The sequence below is a fragment of the Actinopolymorpha pittospori genome, from assembly GCF_014873875.1.
Lineage (GTDB): Bacteria > Actinomycetota > Actinomycetes > Propionibacteriales > Actinopolymorphaceae > Actinopolymorpha > Actinopolymorpha pittospori.
Map to the genome: position 1 here is coordinate 8,594,480 of NZ_JADBEM010000001.1, position 19,498 is coordinate 8,613,977.

Genomic DNA, 19,498 nt, shown 5'->3' on the forward strand with positions numbered 1-19,498 from the left:
CGGGTCACGTGCGGATCACTGCGGCAACGGCCAGCTCTCCTGCCGCCACGCGGCGTCCCAGAACATCCACTCCCAGGTCACCGCCAGCGAGAACGCCTCGCCCATCCGTGTCCGGGTGGCCTGGTCGGCAGAATCCGCCACCCGGTCCGCGATCGCGCGGGCCGTCGCGGTCGAGGCGGCGAACGACTCGTCTGCGTACGTACCGATCCAGTCGGCGTAGGGGTGTGCGCTCAGGTCGCCGGCGCGCTCGAGCAGCCGGGCGCCGACGTCCTGGTAGATCCAGAAGCACGGGAGGAGGGCCGCGACGAGCTCGGCGTACCCGCGGGACTGCGCGATGCCGAGGAGGTAGGAGGTATAGCCGACACAGGTCGGCGACTTCGGGTAGCGCGCGAGGTCGGCCACCTTGGCCCGGTGGAGTGCATGTTCGACCACGATCGCCCCATGTGCGGAGTTCGCGAAGAACGCGAGGTCGGCCGAGGTCTCCGCCTTGACGGCCGCGGCGGCGAGGGCGCGGGCGTAGTCGTCGAGGTAGTGGGTGTCCTGGGCGAGGTAGTAGGTGAAGCGGTCCCGGTCGAGGGTGCCGTCGCCGAGGGCGCGGACGAACGGCAACGCGTCGATCGCCTCCCGCGCCTTCGCCGTGGACTCCCAGACCTGCGCGGAGAAGCTGCTCATCGGGTTCCCCACCAGGCGTGGAAGTGGTGGACGGGGCCGTTGCCGGAGCCGACGGCGAGGGTGTCGGCGGCCGCCAACGCGTCGGTGACGTAGGCCTTGGCGTCCCGCACGGCGCTCTCCCAGTCCGGTCGCTGCGGGCGTAGCGCCGCGACCGCCGAGGACAGCGTGCAGCCGGTGCCGTGTGAGTTCGTCGTGAGCACCCTGGGTACGCGCAGCCAGGTCATGGTGTCGCTGTCGACGTAGAGGTCCGCGGACTCGTCCTGGTCCTCCGCGTGCCCGCCCTTGAGCAGCACCCGTCGCGCGCCGAGCGCACACAACCCGACGGCCTGGCGTTCGACCTCCGCGCGGGTCCGGGCGGTCTCCTCGTCGAGCAAGGCGGCCGCCTCGGGAAGGTTGGGCGTCAGCAGGTCGGCCATCGGCACCAACTGTTCGCGCAGGTCGCGTACGGCGTCCTTCTCCAGCAGCCGGTCACCGCTGGTGGCGACCATCACCGGGTCGAGGACGACCGTGCCGGGCCGGTGCCGGCGCAGCGCCTCCGCCACCGTGTGGATGACCGCGGACTCGGCGAGCATGCCGATCTTGACCGCGTCGACGTGCACGTCGGCGAAGAGGGTGTCGATCTGCTCGGTGATGAACGAGGACGGGATCACGTGGATGCCGGTGACTCCCCGGGTGTTCTGCGCGGTGAGCGCGACGAGGACGGCGGTGCCGTAGGCGCCGAGCGCGGAGAACGTCTTGAGGTCGGCCTGGATCCCGGCACCCCCGGAGGGGTCGCTGGTGGCGATCGTCAGGGCGACCGGCGGGCTGGTGCTCATCGAACCTCCTGCTGGGCCTCGTGGTCCGTGGGGTTTCCCGGACCGGTCGCCGCGCGGCGACCCATCGCCGTGCGCAGCCTCCGGGCGGCGGCACCGGGGTCGGGCTGGGCACAGATCGCGCTGACGACGGCGATCCCGTCGACGCCGGCCGCCCGGACGGCGGCCGCGTTGTCCACGCCGATGCCGCCGATCGCCACGCAGGGCAAGGATCCCTTGACAGCGCGGGACGTGATCGCGGCGAGGGTGTCAAGGCCGACTGGCGGTGCGGCGTTCGTCTTCGTCTGTTGGGCGAAGATCGGGCCGACGCCGAGGTAGTCGATGGTTCCGGGCGGAAGGGCCAGGGCCGCTTCGAGCTGTCGGGGCTCGTGCACGGACAGGCCGATGCACGCGTCCGGTCCGAGCAGGTCGCGGGCCCGCTCCGGTGGCAGGTCGTCCTGGCCGACGTGGACGCCCACACCGAGCGCGTGGGCGACGTCGGCCCGGTCGTTGACCAGCAGGGGCACGCCGGTGCCGGCCAGCACCCGCAGGACCTGCTCCCCGAGGTCGAGCAACTCGCGGGTGCCGGCCAACGGGTCACGCAGTTGTACCGCGGTGACGCCGCCCGCCACCGCCTCGGCGACCGTCGCGGCCACGCCTCGCGGCGCGCACATCCTGGTGTCGGTGACGAGGTAGAGCGAGAGGTCGACGGGCGTCCGCACCATCAGCGTCAACCCAACCTTGCATGGGTGCGGATCCGGTCGGCGTCGGTCGCGTCGAGCTCGTCGATCAGGGCCGTCGCGAAGGAGCCCGGGCGCGGAGCCCGGACGGCCGCCGCCTCGCCGGCGAGGTTGAGCAGCACCGTGGCGGCCACGGCGGCCAGAAGCGCGTCGTCCACGACCGCGAGGAACCCGGCGGTCAGCGCGCCGAGGGCGCAGCCGACACCGGTCACCCGCGTCATCAGGGCATGGCCGTTGGCGACCCGCACGGTCCGGTGACCGTCGGTGATCAGGTCGACCGTACCACTCACCGCCACCGTCGAGGAGTACTTCGCGGCCAACGCGTTCGCGCCCTCCACCGCCTCGTCCGGGTCGGCGGTCGACTCCACACCCCGTCCGCCGAGCCCACCGTCGAGGGCGAGCACCTCCGAGGCGTTGCCACGTATGACGCTCGGCGCAGCGAGGGTGAGCAACTCACCCGCGAGGGAGGTACGCCAGGGCAGTGGGCCCACCGCCACGGGGTCGAGCACCCAGGGCCGACCGTTGCGCGCGGCGGCGGCGACCGAGGCCCGCATCCCGTCGGCGGACGCGTACGTCACGGTGCCGAGGTTGACCAGGACGGCGCCGGCACCGCCGGCGAGAACCTCGGCGTCCTCGACGGTGTCGGTCATCGCCGGCGAGGCACCCGCGGCGAGGAGCGCGTTGGCCGTGAAGTTGGCCACGACGACGTTGGTGAGGCAGTGGACGAGCGGCGACTCCGCACGCAACCGCTCACGCGCGGTCGCTACGTCATCGACATTGACAGGTATGGGCACGACCATCGTGCGACAGTCCCTTCGCCAGCATGATCTGGATCAGGTTCGACGGGTGTGATCTCAGCCTCGGCACTGCCGGGGCACCCCGCGTCATCGGTTTCGACCGTATACCACCCACGCGCCCGGGAGTCACTGGCTCCGCGAAGTCACGCGCGGGAAGCGGTTCGGCACACTCAGCCCTTGCGCTGGTTGATCTCCTCGGTCGCCTGCGGCACCACCTTGTGCAGGTCGCCGACCACTCCGAAGTCGGCCATCTCGAAGATGGGCGCCTCCGGGTCCTTGTTGACGACGGCGATCGTCTTGGAGGTCTGCATTCCCGCCCGGTGCTGGATCGCGCCGGAGATACCGGCCGCGACGTACAGCTGGGGCGACACGGTCTTGCCGGTCTGCCCGACCTGGTAGGCGTGCGGGTACCAGCCGGAGTCGACCGCGGCGCGGGACGCGCCGACCGCCCCACCGAGGGCGTCGGCGAGCCCCTCGATGAGCGCGAAGCTGTCCGCCGAACCCACGCCGCGGCCGCCGGACACGACGATCGCCGCCTCGGTGAGCTCCGGACGCCCGGTCTGGGTCCGCGGCGCCCGCTCGACGATCCGGGCGGCCTTCGCCGCGTCGGAGATGGTGACCGCCGCCTTCTCCTCCACCGGTTGGGCCGGCGCCGTCTCCGGGGTCGCGGCGTTCGGCTTGACGGTGAGGATCGGCGTGCCGCGGGTGACCCTGGCCTGGACGGTGTAGTTGCCCGCGAAGACCGACTGGGTGGTCACCGGCGAGCCGTCAGGTCCCGGTACGACGTCGACGACGTCGGTCACCAGGCCGGAGCTCAGCTTGATCGCGAGCCGGCCAGCGATCTCCTTGCCCTCGGGGCTCGAGGTCAGCAGGATCGCCGCGGGCTGGCAGCGTTCAGCCAGCTGGGCGAGCGCCTCCGCCTTCGGCGCGACGAGGTGCTCGGTCAGCTCCGGCTCCTCGAGCAGGTAGACCTTCTGGGCGCCGAAGGCCACCAGCGTGTCCTTGGCCTGTTCGTAGCCCGAGCCGACGAAGACGGCCGAGGGCTCGCCGAGCCGGCGCGCGATGGTCAGCAGCTCGGTGGTCGTCTTGCGTACGACGCCGTCGACATGGTCGACGAGGACCAGGATCTCGCTCATTCTCAGCACGCTTCCCTTGTCTCAGACGAACTTCTGCTCGGCGAGGAACGCCACGAGCGCCCGTCCGCCTTCGCCCTCGTCGGTGACGACCGTCCCCTTCTGCCGGGGCGGCCGCTGCTCGTAGGAGTCGACGGCCGTCCACGCGGCGGCCAGGCCGACCGCCGCGGAGTCGACGTCGATGTCGCGCAGGCTCCAGGTCTCGACCGGCTTCTTCTTCGCCGCCATGATCGCCTTGAACGAGGGGTAGCGCGGCTCGTTGGCCTGGTCGGTGACGGAGACGACCGCGGGCAGGCTGGCCTCGACGGTCTCCGTCGCCGTCTCGCCGTCGCGGCGGCCCCGAACGCTGTCGGCGCTCACCTCGAGCGCGCTCGCGAACGTCACCTGCGGCAGGGAGAGCCGCTCGGCGATCATGGCGGGGACGACCGACATGCTGCCGTCGGTGGAGGCCATTCCGCACACCACCAGGTCGACCGGGGCGGCAGCACCGATCTTCTCGATGGCCTTCGCGAGGACGAGCGAGGTCCCGATCGCGTCGGAGCCGTGGATCGCGTCGTCGAGCACGTGCACGCCCTTGTGGGCGCCCATCTGCAGGCTCTTCTTCACCGCGTCGGCGGCGTCGGAGGGACCGACCGTGAGGACCGTCACCTCCGCGTCGCCCGCATCGGCGAGCTGCAGGGCCGCCTCGATGGCGTACTCGTCCAGCTCGGAGAGCAGGCCGGGCACGTTGGACCGGTCGACGGTCCGGTCACCGGAGTCGAATCCCCGATCCGCCGTCGCGTCCGGAACGTACTTCACACACACCACGATGTTCATGCTCGCGTCCGGCTCCTCACTCACGTCCATCGCTCGCGGCCTCGATCAGAAACCCGCATCCCAAGCCTGCCAGGCCCGTCACCGCCGTAAACCGTGGGAGTGACGCACCCGTCCCGCGCGACGTTACCCGCGAGTAGTTTGCCGGGCAAGCGGCACGGAGGATCGACCGGAGGCCGGCCCCGATCGATCCGTCCGTGCGAGCACGTGCCGACCTACAGGACCGCCTTCAGGGACTCCGCCGTCCGGGCGACCGCCTCGTGGGCCGGCAACGAACGGAGCTCGGCGTTGAAGGGCTCCACCTTGATCGGTCCGGCGTAGCCGATGTCGCGCAGCGCAGCGACGAACGCCGCGACGTCGATGACGCCGCTCGCCCCGGGCAGCAGGCGCTGGCCGTCGATCTGCTCGTCGCGTTCCCGTCCGGTCGGGGCGTCGTTGAGGTCGACCGCGACGATCTGGTCGGCGGTGAGGGTGCGGATGTCGTCCGCGCTCTCGGCCGAGGTGAACCAGTGGAAGGTGTCCAGGATGACACCGACATTGGAGCTTCCGATCGCGGCGAGCAGTTCCCTGGTCTCGGCCAGGGTGTGCACGAACGGGTACCGCTCGGTGGACCAGAAGGTCTTCGGGCCGACGTACTCGAGCCCGAACCGCACCCCCGCGGCCGCGAGGATCTCGTCCACCAGGCCGATCCGCTCCACGTGCCGCGCGAAGTTGCGCCGGTAGGTGAGCGAGTCGCTCATCGGGCGGATCCAGGTGCCGGCCCGGTCGACGCCGAGCGCGGCCAGCCGGGCGGCGAACTCCTCCAGCCCGGCGAGCTGGGTCGCGAAGGTGGCGGCGTCGGCGTTGATGTTCACCGGAACACCCGCGTTGCCCCACCGCACGCCCTGCTCGGCGAGCCTCGCCCGCAACTGCTCCACCTCCGCGGGCGACTGGCCGGCGAGGTAGCCGACGTCGGGATCGACCGCGCCGAACCCGAACTCCACGGCGAGGTCGACCGCGGCCGGGAAGCCCGGGCTGACGCCGAGCGCCCCGCAGCTGAGGTTGGAGTAGAACCCGTCCGTCTTCGCAGCGTCTGCCATGGGTTGTGGTTCTCCCGTCGATTCGGCGGCATCGCGTCCGTCAGTCACGTCGCGGTCCAGTCTGCTGGAGGAAGACGGACCGGTGGCGTGAGGAAGGCCACCACGACGGGGCCGAAACAGGACCGATCCGGCCGGACGCCGGGGCCGGGCACCTTCGGTGGAGCGAGGTGCGGACGCCGCGGGTAGCCTGCACGGACACCGATCTTGGTCGACCTCCAGCAGGTCGTCGTCCATCAGGTCCGTCAGATCCGTCAGATCGATCGGGTCGGTGACCGTCGCTCGTCGACCAGGCAGGGGGCCGCCGTGCCAGACCGATTCCCCGCAGCAGCCGTCCCGGACCTGCCACTGACCGGCGAACGCACCATGCCGGGAATCTGGCACGAGACGTACTGGTTCGCGCGGCACCTCGTCGTCTACCGATGGGTCGCCGACCGGCTGGCCGGACCGCGGGGTGCACCTGGGCAGACCGGCTCCACCGACAGCGTCCTCGACGCCGGCTGCGGCGAGGGGTACGGCGCCAACCTCCTCGCGTCCTCGACGCCCTTCGCCGTCGTGGGCCTCGACTACGACGCGGCGACCGCGCAGCACGCTCGCCGCACCTATCCCGACGTGAGCGTCGTACGGGGAAACCTCGTGACCCTGCCGTTCGCCGACGACTCCTTCGACGGCCTGGTCAGCCTGCAGACCGTCGAGCACCTGTGGGACCAGGAGGCCTTCGTCGCCGAGTGCGCCCGTGTCACCGCCCCGGGCGGCCTGGTGGTCATGTCGACGCCGAACCGGCTGACGTTCCCACCGGGCAACATCTGCCACGCCCGGGAGCTCACGGCCGCGGAGTTCCGGTCGCTGCTGGACCGTCCGGGGCTCGCCGACGTGACGCTGGTCGGTCTGTGGCACGGCGCCCGGATCGAGGAGTTCCAACGCCGGCACGGCGACGTCGTGAAGGCCCAACTCGCCGCGCCGCCGCAGGCGTGGTCACCCGACCTCGCGGAGTTCGTCGCCTCGTTGGGCCCTGAGGACTTCGAGGTCGGCGAGGGCGACCTGGACTCGTCGCTGGACCTGGTCGCCGTCGCCCGGACCGACACCTCTCCGACGCCCTAGTCGAGGATGCGTTCGCCGACCGCGGCGGCGCCCGCCGGGACCTGACGCGGGTTCGGCTCGCGACCGGCGTACATCAGGACCACCGCCACGAGACAGGTCGCCGCGCCGACGACGAACGGCGTCCGCGCCGACCCTCCCCAGTCGGCGAGGTGACCGACCAGGATCGCGGCGGCCGCGCCACCCATCCAGCGCAGGAAGTTGTAGCCGGCGCTCGCGACCGGCCGTGGCGCGTCGGAGACGGACATCGCCATGCCGGTGAGGAAGGTGTTGAGGCAACCCGAGGCGATGCCGGACACCACCGTCGCGGCGACGATCAGCGGACGCGAGCCCCACACGTCGGCGAACATCACGACGGCGTACAGCACCAGCGCCACCATCGTGGCGTTGCGTTCGCCGATCCGGGCGGCCAGGCGTGGCCCCACGACCACACCGCAGACCGCGACCATCAGGCCCCAGCCGAAGAAGATGCCACCGATCGCGAACGGGCCGTACTCCAGGACGAACGGCGTCCAGGCGAGGACGGTGAAGAACGAGTACGTGTACAGCAGCGCCGACAGCGCCACCACCAGCAGCCGTCTGTCCCGGAGCGCCTGGAACGGCGCCTTCATGGAGGTCCGGGTGGTGCTCGGCCGGTCCCGGACGAGCATCGTCGCGGTCAGGATCAGCGCGATGAGCATCAGGACCGAGGTGCCGACGAACGGGCCTCGCCACGAGATGCTGCCGAGCAGCGCGCCGACGAGCGGGCCGGCGGAGATGCCGAGCCCGAGCGCCGCTTCGTACAACAGGATCGCGGCGGTCTGGCCACCGGCCGCGGCGGCGACGATCATCGACAGCGCCGTGGCGATGAAGAGCGCGTTGCCCAGCCCCCAGAACGCGCGCAGCGCCACCAGTTGCCCGATCGACCCGGCGAGTGCGCAGGCGCCGGCGAAGACCACGATGAGGGCGAGCCCCGCGACCATGGTGCGCTTGCCGCCGAACCGGGAGGCGAACATGCCGGTCACGAGCATCGCGAGCACCTGCACGACGAGGTAGGACGCGAAGAGCAGCGTCACCTGGCTCGGTGTGGCGTTCAGACCCTGCGCGATGGAGAGCAGGATCGGATCGACGAGCCCGATCCCCATGAACGCGATCACCGCGGCGAACGCGACCACCCAGACCGAACGCGGTTGGCCTTTGATGGCATCAAGCAACTTCACCTGATGGGATGACACGGGAGAAGGACCCTCCTTCGGAGTGGACTGCGTCACGACTGGCCTGGCGGGGATGACGGGGGCGGCGGGGGCCCGGTGGTGTCGGGCGGTCCGGCACGGCCGTACTCGTCGGCGGCGACCAGTCGGGGCGGCGGGGGCCCGGTGGTGTCGGGCGGTCCGGCACGGCCGTACTCGTCGGCGGCGACCAGTCGGTCGAGTGCGGGCAGCGCCCGGTCGATGGCTTCGCGGTCGGCGTCCGACAGCCGGGCGAGACGTTCGTCCAGGAACTCCTCCCGGGCCCGCTGGATGCGCGAGATCACGGCGCGCGCCTGCTCGGTGGCCGAGACGATCACCGCCCGGCGGTCGGCCGGGTCCGGGACTCGGCGGACGTATCCGGCGCGCTCGAGGCGGCTGACGACGTTCGTCATCGACGGCAGCCGGACACCCTCCCGGGTCGCGAGGCTGCTCATGCGCTGTGGCCCCTCATGGACCAGGACGTTCAGCACCGAGCCCTGGGTGAGGGTGAGGTCGAGTCGAGGCGAGTGCCGGCGGACGAGGTCGTAGAGGCGGTAGACCAGTGGCCGCATCTGCCGGGCGAGCGGGCTGACGCGGGAGCCGGGGTCGATGACATCAGGCATTACTTAGCCAGGCTAACTTAGCTAGCCTAAGTAATTCCAGCCTTCGCGGCGGCGGGTCCTGAAAGTGGCCGGCATCGGACCCGGGCAGCCCCCCGCGAGTCCGGCGGTCGAGGTTTCCGACAGAGCATGACAAAACGCGACGAGGTCGGCGGGGCCCGACCCTGCCGGGTCAGGTCCCGCCGACCTCGTTCTGACGTGGGGACGAGCACCAACGGTGGTGCCGCGCCCCCCAAGGCAAGGTCACCGCGACGCCTGTTCGGCGTCAGGACATCAGGGGTGCAGCCCCTTGTCGACCAGCCACGGGAACGGGTTCACCGCGTCGTCGAGACCGCCGCCGTGCGGGCGTACCTCGAGGTGCACGTGCGGGCCGGTCACGTTGCCGGTGGCGCCGACGTAGCCGATCACGTCACCGACGTGCACCGACCCCGACCAGCGAAGAATCTTCGACATGTGGCCGTACAACGTGACGGTCCCGTCCGGGTGCCGGATCTCGACCCGGTTGCCGTAGGCGCCGGCCCACCCGGCGGCGCTGATCCTGCCCGAGCCGACCGCGTGGATCGGCACACCGGTCGGCGCGGCGAAATCGAGTCCATGGTGGAAGGAGGACCACTTGTTCCCGCTCTGACCGAAACGTCCGGTCAGGTGGTACTCCGTCAGCGGAAGTCCCCAACTCTTGGGCTTCGTCGCGACGGCGTTCTTCGCGGCGTCCTTCGGAGGCGACGATTCCTTACCCTTGTCCGGCTTGGGGGCGTTCCGGTGTCCACCGCCACGGTTGGCGGCGCTTTGTTCTCTCGCGGTCCGCTGCTTCTCGGTTACGGAGTCGGACGAATTCCCGTTTCCCGTACGCGCGGCGGCCGCTTCCTCGGCGACGGCGGAGTTCACAGACGACGCGGCCGACTCCGTGGGAGAGCCGACCGCAAGGGCGACGCCGCCTCCCACCAGGCCGACAGCGACGACACCGGACACTGCTGCCAATGGAATATTGCGCCACCGCAGGCCCCACAGGGCACGGAGGCGGCTAAGGAAAGAACTCAAGACTGCTTCCTCGCACGTTCGACGGCATGCTCGACCGCACGTTCCCGCACAGGAAACCGAGTTGCCGTGCCCTGGGTGAGGGCGTGGACCATCGACGGCAGCGATATTTGTCGCGCCCCGGCGCGTTGATGGCCTTGACGGATATTTGCGGTGTCGGTACCCGCTTATCGTGGATAAACGCTCGTTGTCCCCAACGCCCAGACACCTACCGGCGCTAGTCCTAACAGAGACCCTTCAATGCTTTCCAGTCGAAGGCGTTAGCCTCGCTACGATGCGGGGTCGTAGTGGTGAGCATTCAGAGCAGCCCGATATAGTCGGCGACTCCGACCACACACGGTCAGTTTGTTCTCCGTTTCGGAGGGACACAAAAGCCCGCTGACCTGACGATTCCTCGCATAGACCACGAGTCGCAAAGAGTAGTGAGAATAGCGATTTGTTCCATCACGCAGCCGTGGCGTTCTCGTTGCCGAGCGGCCCTACGATGATCCGTAGCAGGCCGTCCGGACCGTATGACGCGTCTCACACCCCCACCACGATCACAGCGTCCTCGCCCGCACCGGCCGGCAGCTACTCCGCCCGGCGGGCAGCCGACGACGGGAGCCTCGATGCCCCGGTTCGGTGAGCTCGAGGAGCAGGTGATGCTGCGCCTGTGGGCGACCGACCGTCCGCTCCAGGTCCGAGAGGTCCGGGAGGCGCTCAAACCCGACCGGGAGCTCGCGCACACCACGGTGATGACGGTGCTGGACAAGCTCTACCGCAAGGGCTGGTTGCGTCGGGAGAGCGTCGGCCGGGCCTACGCGTACTCACCGGTGATGTCCCGCGAGGCCTACACCGCGACCCTCATGCACGAGGCGTGGTCGGTCGCGGGACGACCAGCGACTGCCCTGGTCTACTTCATCGAGGCGATGACTCCCGACCAGGTCGAGGCGCTCCGTGACGCCCTCCGGGTCGCGACAGCCGTGCTGGAGGCCGAGCAGCCGGCCACCGATCAGGAGCGTCCCCGCAGCGCCTGAGCCGATCGCGCGGCCTCAGCCGCGGCTCCACGGGCCAGCCCCTCGAGGTAGGCCCGGCGGTCAGCGTCGGCCTCGTGGACTTCGCGCCGGTTCTTCACGACCCTCGCGGGGATGCCCGCGACGATGGAGTAGTCGGGTACCTCGCCGCGGACCACCGCGTGCGCGGCGATCACGACCCCGGTCCCGACCGTCGTACCCCGCAGGACCGTCGTCTTGGTGCCGAACCAGCAGTCCGGCCCGATCCGCACGGGTGTCTTCACCAGCCCCTGGTCCTTGATGGGGACGGCGAGGTCGCTGGTCACGTGGTCGAAGTCGCAGATGTAGGTCCAGTCCGCCAGCAGGCAGGACGCGCCGATCTCGACGTCGAGGTAGCAGGTGATCGTGACGTCTCGGCCGAGCACACACTTCTCGCCCAGTCGCAGCGTGCCCTCGTGGGCCTGCAGCCGGGTCCCGTCGCCCAGGTGCACCCAGCGGCCGAGGACCAGCCGGCCGTAGCCGGCGCGCGCCCCGAGATCGACCCGGCGACCGAGGAAGACGAACCCCTCCGTCACGATCTGCGGGTGTCGGATCCGCAGCAGCAGGAAGCGCCAGTAGCGGAGCAGGTAGTAGGGCGTCCAGGCTCGGTGGCGCACGACCCAGCGCAGGCTCGCGAGGGTGAGGAAGCGGGCCTGGCGGGGGTCCTTGGAGCGTCGTACCACGGCAGTAAGTCTGTCCTGCGGATCAGGTTCGACGGTGCGGGACATGACGAGGGCCCGCGGGAAACCCGCGGGCCCTCATCGCCACAGTGGTGTCTGAATCACACCGCAGTGGTGTCGGATCACACCGTGCGGACGTTCTCCGCCTGCGGGCCCTTCGGGCCCTGCACGACGTCGAACTCCACTCGCTGGTCCTCCTCCAAGCTGCGGTAACCGTCGGCGACGATCGCGGAGAAATGGACGAACACGTCCTGACCGCCGTCGACGGAGATGAAGCCGAAGCCCTTGTCAGCGTTGAACCACTTAACGGTTCCCTGCGCCATGTTTCTTTTTTCCCCTCGCGGAGACGTTGTTGCAGTGCTCGAACCTCACGAGCACCGAGTCGCCTACGGGGCATTGCCCGCGTGTCGAATCCCGCGGGCTGAAAGTACACGGCACAGGACCAATCGGACTCCGATGGCCTGCGTCGTGGACCTTCGCGCGTCTTGTCGATACGACGAACGACCGCCGAGGACGGTACCACCTTTGCGAGCCCGTGACCACGGCTCCTGTCCGGCGCGCGGCCGATGTCGGACCGCGTGTGCACGGATCTGTCGGGGCGGGTCAAGGCTCGTCCGGAGGCCTGTACGGGTCCCATACGGCTTGGATACGGCACCAGTACGACGTGAGTACGGCCTCGGTACCACTACCGTACGCGTTCGGTAGGCATTTCTGGACGGGTCCGATACAGGCCGTCGGTGGCGTGGGTCAGCCACGTACTCCGGTGATCGACACGTTGTAGTAGAGCTCGTCGGGCACGACACGCTTGACCAGCCGGTCGAGCGCCGACAGCCGCAGCCAACCGCGGTAGGCGAAGCTCGCCCATCCCCAGCCGAGGCGCTCGGGGTTGACGGCATGCTCGAACGTGCGCACCGGCCAGCCGAACCACGCGGCGGTGAGCTCCTCGGTGACCGTGCGAACCGTCACCGCACCGGCGCGTTCGGCGGTCCGCGCCAGTGTGTCGGGGTCGAAGGTGTGCAGGTCGACAACCGCTTCGAGGGCCGCCGCGCGCGAGGACTCGTCGAGTTCCTCCCGCGTGCGGGCCCAGCGATCACGCAGCGGCGCGAGCTGGGTCGCCCTGGTCGCGGCCCACCAGGTCGCCTGGGACAGCTTGCGGGCCACCAGGTCGCCGTACCTCGTCGGCTCACCACAGATCACGAACCGCCCGCCGGGCCTCAGCACCCGGAGCATCTCCCGGAACGCGAGCTCGACGTCGGGGATGTGGTGGATGACGGCGTGCCCGACCACCACGTCGAAGGTGTCGTCCTCGTAGGGCAGGCGCTCGGCGTCGGCGACCCGTCCGGACACCTCGAAACCGAGCCGGCGGGCGTTCTCCTTCGCCGCCTCCACCATGCCCGGCGAGAGGTCGGTCACATGTACCTCGTCGAGGATGCCGGCCTGGCGCAGGTTGAGCGAGAAGAACCCGGTGCCGCACCCGACCTCCAGCGACCGAGCGTAGGGCCAACCCGCCGCGCCGGCGGCGGCCACGAACCGGTCCCGGGCGTAGGCGATGCAGCGGTCGTCGAAGGAGATCGACCACTTGTCGTCGTAGGTCTGGGCCTCCCAGTCGTGGTAGAGCACGTTGGCGAGCTTCGGGTCCCGCCAGGCGGCCTCCACCTCGTCCGCACTCGCCACCGGATGGGGAGCCGGATCGGGCCGGTCCGTCGTACCTGCGGCGGTGTCGTTGCGGGTGTCGGTGTCTGACATCGGCTTCCTTCGGCTGGAGGTGTAGGCCTGCGAAGAGACGAGGGCGACCAAGCGACGGTAGACCCGGCAGCTTCGGTCGGACTCGCGGGGGCTCAGCGGCCCTGGAACCTCGGCTTGGCCTTCTCGACGAACGCCCGCATCCCGATCTCGCGGTCCTCGGTGGCGAACAACGCGGCGAACGTCTGGCGTTCGATCTCCAGGCCGGTGGCGAGGTCGACGTCGAGGCCGCGGTCGATGGCGGCCTTCGCCGCGCGCAACGCGTGGCCGGGGCCGCCGACGAACTGCTCGGCCCACGCGCGCGCCGCCGCGTAGACGGCGCCCGGCGACTCGTCGTCGACCACCTCGTCGAGGAGCCCGACCTCGCGGGCGAAGGTCGCGTCGACGATCCTTCCGGTGAAGATCAGGTCCTTGGCAACCGAGGGACCCACCAGCCGGGCGAGCCGTTGCGTGCCGCCCGCCCCGGGGATGATGCCGAGCTTGATCTCGGGCTGGCCGAGCTTCGCGCCGGCGGCTCCGACGCGCCGGTCGGCGGTGAGGGCGAGCTCGCAGCCACCACCGAGCGCGTAGCCGTTGACGGCCGCGACCACCGGCTTGGGTATCCGAGCGACAGCGTCGAACGCCGAGGTCAGGCCGTGTGAACGGACCTCCATCTCGGCGTAGGACATGTCGATCATCTCTTTGATGTCGGCGCCCGCGGCGAAGACCTGCTCACCGCCGTACAGCACCACCGCCGCGACGTCGGCGCGCTGGGTCGCTTCCTGCGCGGCCGAGCGGATCTGCTCCTGCATGGCGATGTCGAGAGCGTTCATCGGCGGCCGGTCGAGCCGGATCGTGCCGACGCCGTCCGCGACCTCGAGCCGCACCCATGTGCCCACCAGGTCTCCCCCTCCGCTGTCACCGATGTCGGCGCCGGCACGGACCGGCACCGTGTCGCCGATGTCTTTCATGTCCGGTTCCGGCAGCACTCGAGCCTATGGCATCGCCGGCGAACGTGAGACCCCCTTGCCGGACGACATCGCAGCGGTGGCCGGCCGGTGGACGACCGATGGCGGCCAGGTCCGGATTGGAGACATAATCCGAAAGACAGTTGCAGTAAGCAACTTTAATCTGGAGATGGCCTACACCTACTAGGCGAAACGGAGCACGAACACCAGGATGCCCGCGACCGGCTCACATAGGAGTTCAGAAACAGCCCCCTCATCACAAGCGACCTTCACCCACAAGCAGATTCTCGAGATCGTCTGGGCGCTTCTGCTGTGTCTCTTCGTCTCGTCGCTGTCCGCGACCGTCGTAGGCACCGCCCTTCCCACGATCGTCGGCGATCTGGGTGGCCAGGACCAACTGGCCTGGGTCGCGAGCGCAACCCTTCTCACGACCACGGTCTCCACACCGTTGTGGGGCAAGATTTCCGATCTCTACGGCCGTAAGCCGCTCATGCAGTTGGCGATCGCGGTGTTCGTCGTCACGTCTATCTTCGCCGGGCTGTCCCAGACGATGGGCGAGATGATCATCGCTCGAGCCGCGCAGGGCATCGGCGGGGGCGGCGTGGTCGCCCTCTCCCAGGCGATCATGGCCGACATCGTGAGCCCACGGCAGCGCGGCCGCTACGCCGGATACCTGGGCGCTTCGTTCGGTGTCGCGACCGTCGCCGGTCCGCTGATCGGCGGGTTCCTCGTCGACGGGCCGGGCTGGCGTTGGTGCTTCTACGTCGGCGTTCCCATCGCGATCGTCGCCTCGATCGTCCTGCAGCGGACACTGCACCTTCCCCACGTCCGTCGCAAAACCCAGATCGACTGGCTCGGCGCCACGTTCCTCACCGCCTCGATCACCTCGCTGCTCCTCGTGCTCTCACTCGCGGGCACCGAGTTCGCGTGGGCGTCGGGGTGGACGTTGCTGATGGTGGCGATCAGTCTCGGCTGTCTCGTCGCGGTGATCGTCGTCGAACGCCGGGCGTCGGAGCCGATCCTGCCGCCGCGGCTGTTCCGTGGCCGCACCTTCAATCTGACCGGGATCGCGGGCTTCTTGGTCGGGTTCGCGATGTTCGGCGCCATGATCTACCTGCCGCAGTACCTCCAGGTCGTCCGCGGCATGAGCCCGACGGCGTCGGGCCTGCTCACCATCCCGCTCGTGGTGGGGATGCTGGGCGTGTCCGTCCTGTGCGGGCGCGCCATCACCCGGTGGGGCCGCTGGAAGATGTTCCCGATGGCCGGGATCGCTCTCATCGCCGTGGCCTCCGGCCTGCTCGCCACCCTCCACACCGACACCTCACTGGTGCTGGTCTGCGCCTACATGCTGATCTTCGGCTCCGGGCTCGGCCTCACCCAGCAGGTGCTGGTGCTCGCCGTCCAGAACACCGCCGAACACCGCGACCTCGGGATCGCGACCTCGGCCGCGACCTTCTTCCGCTCCATGGGCGGCGCCGTCGGTGTCGCCGTCTTCGGGGCCATCCTGACCTCTCGGCTCGCCAGCGCGATCCCCGAACTGCTCGCCGAGCACGGTCTGAAGATCAGGCTCACGGCCGAGTCGTTGTCGGCGCACCTTGGTACGCCGGAGGAGATCGCGCACATCCCCGAGCCGCTCCGGAGTGTCATCCGGGAGGGATTCACCCTCGGGCTCAACCGCATCTACCTGATCGCCGTACCTCTCGTCGTCCTCGCGTTCCTCGCCATCCTCGCCGTCAAGGAGGTGCCGCTCCGTGGCCGGGTCGCCTCGCCCGAGGACGACACGGCGGCACCGGCGCCCGCGACCGGACCGGTCGTGAGCGAGAGCGCACGAGCGGCGGTCCCGGCGCCGGCACCGGTCGTCGCCGACACCACGCGGCACGCCGTACCGGCTCGCGCGCGTCGACGCTGACGCGGCGGAGAAAGCGCCGGGCCAAGCTCGGTTGACCACGCGGGGCAGGGTTCCCACCCACACCCCGTTACTGGGAGGATCACAGGGTCGGTCCCGTCCGACCGGCCCTGTGGTCCTCCTCCCGTCTCTGTGGAGCAGGCCGGGGCCGTCCGGAGCAACCGGCACGAACCAACCCGAGCGGAAAGGGAGTACGGCGATGCCGGACGTCAAGGCCGTGGTGGCTCGAGCCAAGAACGAGCCGGTGAGCGTGGAGACCATCCATGTTCCCGACCCGGGACCGGGCGAGGCCCTGGTCCAGGTGCAGGCGTGCGGCGTCTGCCACACCGACCTGCACTACAAGCAGGGCGGTATCGGCGACGACTACCCCTACCTGCTCGGCCACGAGGCGGCCGGCGTCGTGGAGGCCGTCGGCGAGGGCGTCCAGGACGTGGCCCCCGGCGACTTCGTGATCCTCAACTGGCGGGCCGTGTGCGGCAAGTGCCGCGCCTGCAAGCGGGGCCGCCCGTGGTACTGCTTCGCGACCCACAACGCCAAGCAGAAGATGACGCTGGCCGACGGCACCGAACTCTCCCCCGCCCTCGGCATCGGCGCGTTCGCGGAGAAGACGCTGGTCGCCGCCGGACAGTGCACCAAGGTCGACCCCGAGACCCCTGCCACCGTCGCCGGTCTGCTCGGCTGCGGCGTGATGGCCGGCCTGGGCGCGGCCCTCAACACCGGTGCGGTCCAGCGGGGCGACTCGGTGGCCGTCTTCGGCTGCGGCGGCGTCGGCGACGCCGCGATCGCGGGCGCGACCCTCGGCGGCGCGACGACGGTGATCGCCGTCGACATCGACGACCGCAAGCTCGAGTGGGCACGGCAGTTCGGCGCCACCCACACCGTCAACGCCCGCGGCGAGGACCCGGTCGAGCGGATCCGTGAGCTCACCGGCGGGTTCGGCGTCGACCTCGCCATCGAGGCGGTCGGGCGGCCCGAGACCTACAAGCAGGCGTTCTACGCCCGCGACCTCGCCGGCACCGTCGTCCTGGTCGGCGTACCCACGCCCGAGCTCACGTTGGAGCTTCCGTTCCTCGACGTCTTCGGCCGCGGCGGGGCACTGAAGTCGTCGTGGTACGGCGACTGCCTGCCCGAGCGCGACTTCCCCATGCTCGTCGACCTCTACCGCAACGGCCGGCTGCCGCTGGACGCGTTCGTCAGCGAGGAGATCGGCATCAACGACGTGGAGGCGGCGTTCACCAAGATGCACGCCGGTGAGGTGCTGCGTTCCGTGGTGGTGATGAAGTGACGGTCCGGATCGAGCGCGTCGTCACCTCCGGCACCTTCAGCCTGGACGGTGGCACCTGGGACGTCGACAACAACGTCTGGCTGGTCGGTGACGACCGCGAGGTGATCGTCATCGACCCGGCGCACGACGCGACGCCCATCCTCGCGGCCGTCGGCGACCGAACGGTCCAGGCGATCGTGTGCACCCACGGCCACGACGACCACATCAGCGCGGTCGGCGACCTGTGGGACGCGACGAAGGCGCCGATCTGGCTGAACCCGGCCGACCGGATGCTCTGGGACGTCGTCTACCCCGAGGTCGGGCCCGACGCCGACCTCGCCGACGGCCACGTGTTCACCGTCGGCGACGTGACGCTGACCGCGTTGCACACGCCGGGCCACTCACCGGGCGGCACCTGCCTGCACGCACCGGCCCTCGACGCCGTCTTCAGTGGCGACACGTTGTTCGCCGGCGGGCCCGGCGCGACCGGACGCTCCTACTCCGACTTCGACACGATCATCGCCTCGATCCGGGAGCGGTTGCTCACCCTCCCGGACCAGACCGTCGTCCACACCGGTCACGGCGACACGACCACGATCGGCGCGGAGGCGCCCCACCTGTCGGAGTGGATCGCCCGCGGGCACTGAGTACCGACGGAGCCGACCCGAACGCGACCCCGGTCGCGCCGAGAACGCCGAAGCCGCCCACCGAGACCTCGGTGGGCGGCTTTCGCGACTCCGGGCTGGCCCGGATCAGACCGCCACGCCACCGGAGCGCAACGCGCCGTTGACGGGGAGCAGGACCGCGTACAGCGAGGTCGTGGCGGCGATGAAGAGGCGGTTTCGGCGCGGTCCGCCGAACTCCACGTTGGCCACCGTCTCCGGCACCCGCACCTTTCCGAGCAGCGTGCCGTCCGGGTGGTAGCAGTGCACGCCGTCCGCCGCGCTGGTCCAGACCCGACCCTCCGTGTCGAGCCGGAACCCGTCGAAGAGGCCGGAGGTGCAGGTGGCGAAGACCTCGCCGCCGGACAGCCCTCCGTCCACGGCAACGTCGAAGACCCGCATGTGGGCGGGCCCGCCGGGCGTGTGCGTCGCCCCCGTGTCCGAGACGTAGAGCCGGCTCTCGTCCGGGGAGAACGCCAGACCGTTGGGGCGTACGAAGTCGTCGGCGACGATCCGCACCTTTCCCGTCGAGGGGTCGACCCGGTAGACGTGGCAGCCACCGACCTCGCTCTCGCTCTGGTGGCCCTCGTAGTCGCTGTCGATGCCGTAGGCGGGGTCGCTGAACCAGACCGAGTTGTCGGACTTCACCACGGCGTCGTTCGGGCTGTTGAGCCGCTTGCCGTCGACGTTGTCGGCCAGCACCGTGATCGAGCCGTCGTGCTCGGTCCGGGTCACCCGGCGGTTGCCGTGCTCGCAGGTGACAAGGCGACCTTGGCGGTCGACGGTGTTGCCGTTGGTGAACCCTGCCGGCGCGCGGAAATCCCCCACCGAGCCGGTGGTCTCGTCCCAGCGCAGCATCCGGTCGTTCGGGATGTCACTCCAGACGAGGTAGCGGCCGGCCGCGAAGTAGGCCGGACCCTCCGCCCAGCGGCACCCCTCGTAGAGCTTCTCCAGCCGGGCGCTCGTCTTGACACATGACCCGAACCGGTCATCGAGGATCTCGAACGTCTCGGACACGCCACCCATGCGGGCCTCCTGATCACCTGTCGTACGCCGGTCGGTCACCCGGTTGCCACCGGGCCGGTCGTTGGCCGGTCGCTGGCCGGTCACCGATCGGTCACCGGCCCCCACTCCGCGCGGACCAGCGCGAAAGGGTCCTGCGCCCGAAGGTAGCGACCGTGCCCCGCGAGCGCGACATAGCACCCGCATCGTGCCGCCCTTGGCCGCGTGGGCGTCGTCCGGCCTCCGCGAGACCGGATCGGGGCCGGCCGGCGACACCTAT

Annotated in this window: 20 protein-coding genes and 1 riboswitch; of the genes, 5 read left to right on the top strand and 15 right to left on the bottom strand. The window is 70.2% G+C overall.

Going from position 1 to position 19,498, the window contains the following annotated elements; genetic code table 11:
• Positions 1-15: 15 nt before the first annotated feature.
• The 7 genes from HEB94_RS39855 to HEB94_RS39885 form a co-directional block, all read right to left on the bottom strand.
• Positions 16-672 (bottom strand): TenA family protein, encoded by a 657-nt coding sequence (locus HEB94_RS39855; protein WP_192754633.1) that lies wholly within the window; start codon positions 670-672, stop codon positions 16-18.
• Entirely contained in the window at positions 669-1,487 is an 819-nt protein-coding gene (thiD, locus tag HEB94_RS39860) for a bifunctional hydroxymethylpyrimidine kinase/phosphomethylpyrimidine kinase (protein WP_192754634.1), read from the bottom strand. The genes HEB94_RS39855 and thiD overlap by 4 nt, the downstream gene beginning before the upstream one ends.
• Positions 1,484-2,188 carry a thiamine phosphate synthase gene (gene thiE, locus HEB94_RS39865; protein WP_192754635.1) on the bottom strand — a complete coding sequence of 235 codons (705 nt, stop codon included), beginning with the start codon at positions 2,186-2,188 and terminating at the stop codon, positions 1,484-1,486. Before thiE ends, thiD begins: the two co-directional genes overlap by 4 nt.
• 5 nt (positions 2,189-2,193) lie before the next feature.
• Entirely contained in the window at positions 2,194-3,003 is an 810-nt protein-coding gene (gene thiM, locus HEB94_RS39870) for a hydroxyethylthiazole kinase (RefSeq protein ID WP_192754636.1), read from the bottom strand.
• Positions 2,996-3,095: riboswitch (TPP riboswitch) on the bottom strand. (Overlaps the previous gene by 8 nt.)
• A gap of 75 nt (positions 3,096-3,170) precedes the next feature.
• Positions 3,171-4,136, bottom strand: coding sequence for an electron transfer flavoprotein subunit alpha/FixB family protein (locus HEB94_RS39875; protein WP_192754637.1), 966 nt, complete (start codon positions 4,134-4,136; stop codon positions 3,171-3,173).
• A gap of 21 nt (positions 4,137-4,157) precedes the next feature.
• Positions 4,158-4,979 carry an electron transfer flavoprotein subunit beta/FixA family protein gene (locus HEB94_RS39880; RefSeq protein WP_238361750.1) on the bottom strand — a complete coding sequence of 274 codons (822 nt, stop codon included), beginning with the start codon at positions 4,977-4,979 and terminating at the stop codon, positions 4,158-4,160.
• Between the two features lie 182 nt (positions 4,980-5,161).
• Positions 5,162-6,025, bottom strand: coding sequence for a sugar phosphate isomerase/epimerase family protein (locus tag HEB94_RS39885; protein WP_192754638.1), 864 nt, complete (start codon positions 6,023-6,025; stop codon positions 5,162-5,164).
• Between the two features lie 303 nt (positions 6,026-6,328).
• Here HEB94_RS39885 and HEB94_RS39890 point away from each other — a divergent pair, with 303 nt between their 5' ends.
• Positions 6,329-7,123, top strand: a complete 795-nt coding sequence (locus HEB94_RS39890; protein ID WP_337918255.1) for a class I SAM-dependent methyltransferase — start codon at positions 6,329-6,331, stop codon at positions 7,121-7,123.
• Here HEB94_RS39890 and HEB94_RS39895 read toward each other — a convergent pair.
• The 3 genes from HEB94_RS39895 to HEB94_RS39905 form a co-directional block, all read right to left on the bottom strand.
• Positions 7,120-8,334 (bottom strand): MFS transporter, encoded by a 1,215-nt coding sequence (locus tag HEB94_RS39895; protein WP_337918257.1) that lies wholly within the window; start codon positions 8,332-8,334, stop codon positions 7,120-7,122. The genes HEB94_RS39890 and HEB94_RS39895 overlap by 4 nt on opposite strands.
• Positions 8,335-8,366: 32 nt before the next feature.
• On the bottom strand, positions 8,367-8,951 hold the full coding sequence (locus tag HEB94_RS39900; protein ID WP_192754639.1) for a MarR family winged helix-turn-helix transcriptional regulator: 585 nt from the start codon (positions 8,949-8,951) through the stop codon (positions 8,367-8,369).
• Positions 8,952-9,221: 270 nt separating this feature from the next.
• Positions 9,222-9,986, bottom strand: a complete 765-nt coding sequence (locus HEB94_RS39905) for a M23 family metallopeptidase (protein WP_202896797.1) — start codon at positions 9,984-9,986, stop codon at positions 9,222-9,224.
• 605 nt (positions 9,987-10,591) lie between these two features.
• Between HEB94_RS39905 and HEB94_RS39910 the strand changes: the two genes are divergently transcribed.
• A complete protein-coding gene (locus tag HEB94_RS39910) occupies positions 10,592-10,999 on the top strand; it encodes a BlaI/MecI/CopY family transcriptional regulator (protein WP_192754640.1) in 408 nt (135 codons plus the stop codon).
• Here the strand turns inward: HEB94_RS39910 and HEB94_RS39915 are convergent.
• The 4 genes from HEB94_RS39915 to HEB94_RS39930 all read right to left on the bottom strand — a co-directional run bounded on the left by HEB94_RS39915 (position 10,975) and on the right by HEB94_RS39930 (position 14,387).
• The gene (locus HEB94_RS39915) at positions 10,975-11,697 is read right to left on the bottom strand and encodes an acyltransferase (protein ID WP_337918258.1); all 723 of its coding nucleotides are present in this window, start codon (positions 11,695-11,697) and stop codon (positions 10,975-10,977) included. The two genes, HEB94_RS39910 and HEB94_RS39915, sit on opposite strands and share 25 nt — an antisense overlap.
• Before the next feature lie 119 nt (positions 11,698-11,816).
• Positions 11,817-12,017 carry a cold-shock protein gene (locus tag HEB94_RS39920; RefSeq protein ID WP_192754642.1) on the bottom strand — a complete coding sequence of 67 codons (201 nt, stop codon included), beginning with the start codon at positions 12,015-12,017 and terminating at the stop codon, positions 11,817-11,819.
• A 424-nt stretch (positions 12,018-12,441) separates the two neighbouring features.
• Positions 12,442-13,440 carry a class I SAM-dependent methyltransferase gene (locus HEB94_RS39925; protein ID WP_192754643.1) on the bottom strand — a complete coding sequence of 333 codons (999 nt, stop codon included), beginning with the start codon at positions 13,438-13,440 and terminating at the stop codon, positions 12,442-12,444.
• A 92-nt stretch (positions 13,441-13,532) separates the two neighbouring features.
• Positions 13,533-14,387, bottom strand: coding sequence for an enoyl-CoA hydratase/isomerase family protein (locus HEB94_RS39930; RefSeq protein WP_202896798.1), 855 nt, complete (start codon positions 14,385-14,387; stop codon positions 13,533-13,535).
• A gap of 208 nt (positions 14,388-14,595) precedes the next feature.
• Between HEB94_RS39930 and HEB94_RS39935 the strand changes: the two genes are divergently transcribed.
• The 3 genes from HEB94_RS39935 to HEB94_RS39945 all read left to right on the top strand — a co-directional run bounded on the left by HEB94_RS39935 (position 14,596) and on the right by HEB94_RS39945 (position 18,201).
• Positions 14,596-16,293, top strand: a complete 1,698-nt coding sequence (locus HEB94_RS39935; protein WP_192754644.1) for an MDR family MFS transporter — start codon at positions 14,596-14,598, stop codon at positions 16,291-16,293.
• A 196-nt stretch (positions 16,294-16,489) separates the two neighbouring features.
• On the top strand, positions 16,490-17,575 hold the full coding sequence (locus HEB94_RS39940) for an S-(hydroxymethyl)mycothiol dehydrogenase (RefSeq protein WP_192754645.1): 1,086 nt from the start codon (positions 16,490-16,492) through the stop codon (positions 17,573-17,575).
• Positions 17,572-18,201 carry an MBL fold metallo-hydrolase gene (locus HEB94_RS39945; protein WP_192754646.1) on the top strand — a complete coding sequence of 210 codons (630 nt, stop codon included), beginning with the start codon at positions 17,572-17,574 and terminating at the stop codon, positions 18,199-18,201. Before HEB94_RS39940 ends, HEB94_RS39945 begins: the two co-directional genes overlap by 4 nt.
• Before the next feature lie 105 nt (positions 18,202-18,306).
• On the opposite strand, the gene HEB94_RS39950 is transcribed toward HEB94_RS39945, so the two are convergent.
• Positions 18,307-19,326 carry an SMP-30/gluconolactonase/LRE family protein gene (locus HEB94_RS39950; protein WP_337918260.1) on the bottom strand — a complete coding sequence of 340 codons (1,020 nt, stop codon included), beginning with the start codon at positions 19,324-19,326 and terminating at the stop codon, positions 18,307-18,309.
• Positions 19,327-19,498: the final 172 nt, after the last annotated feature.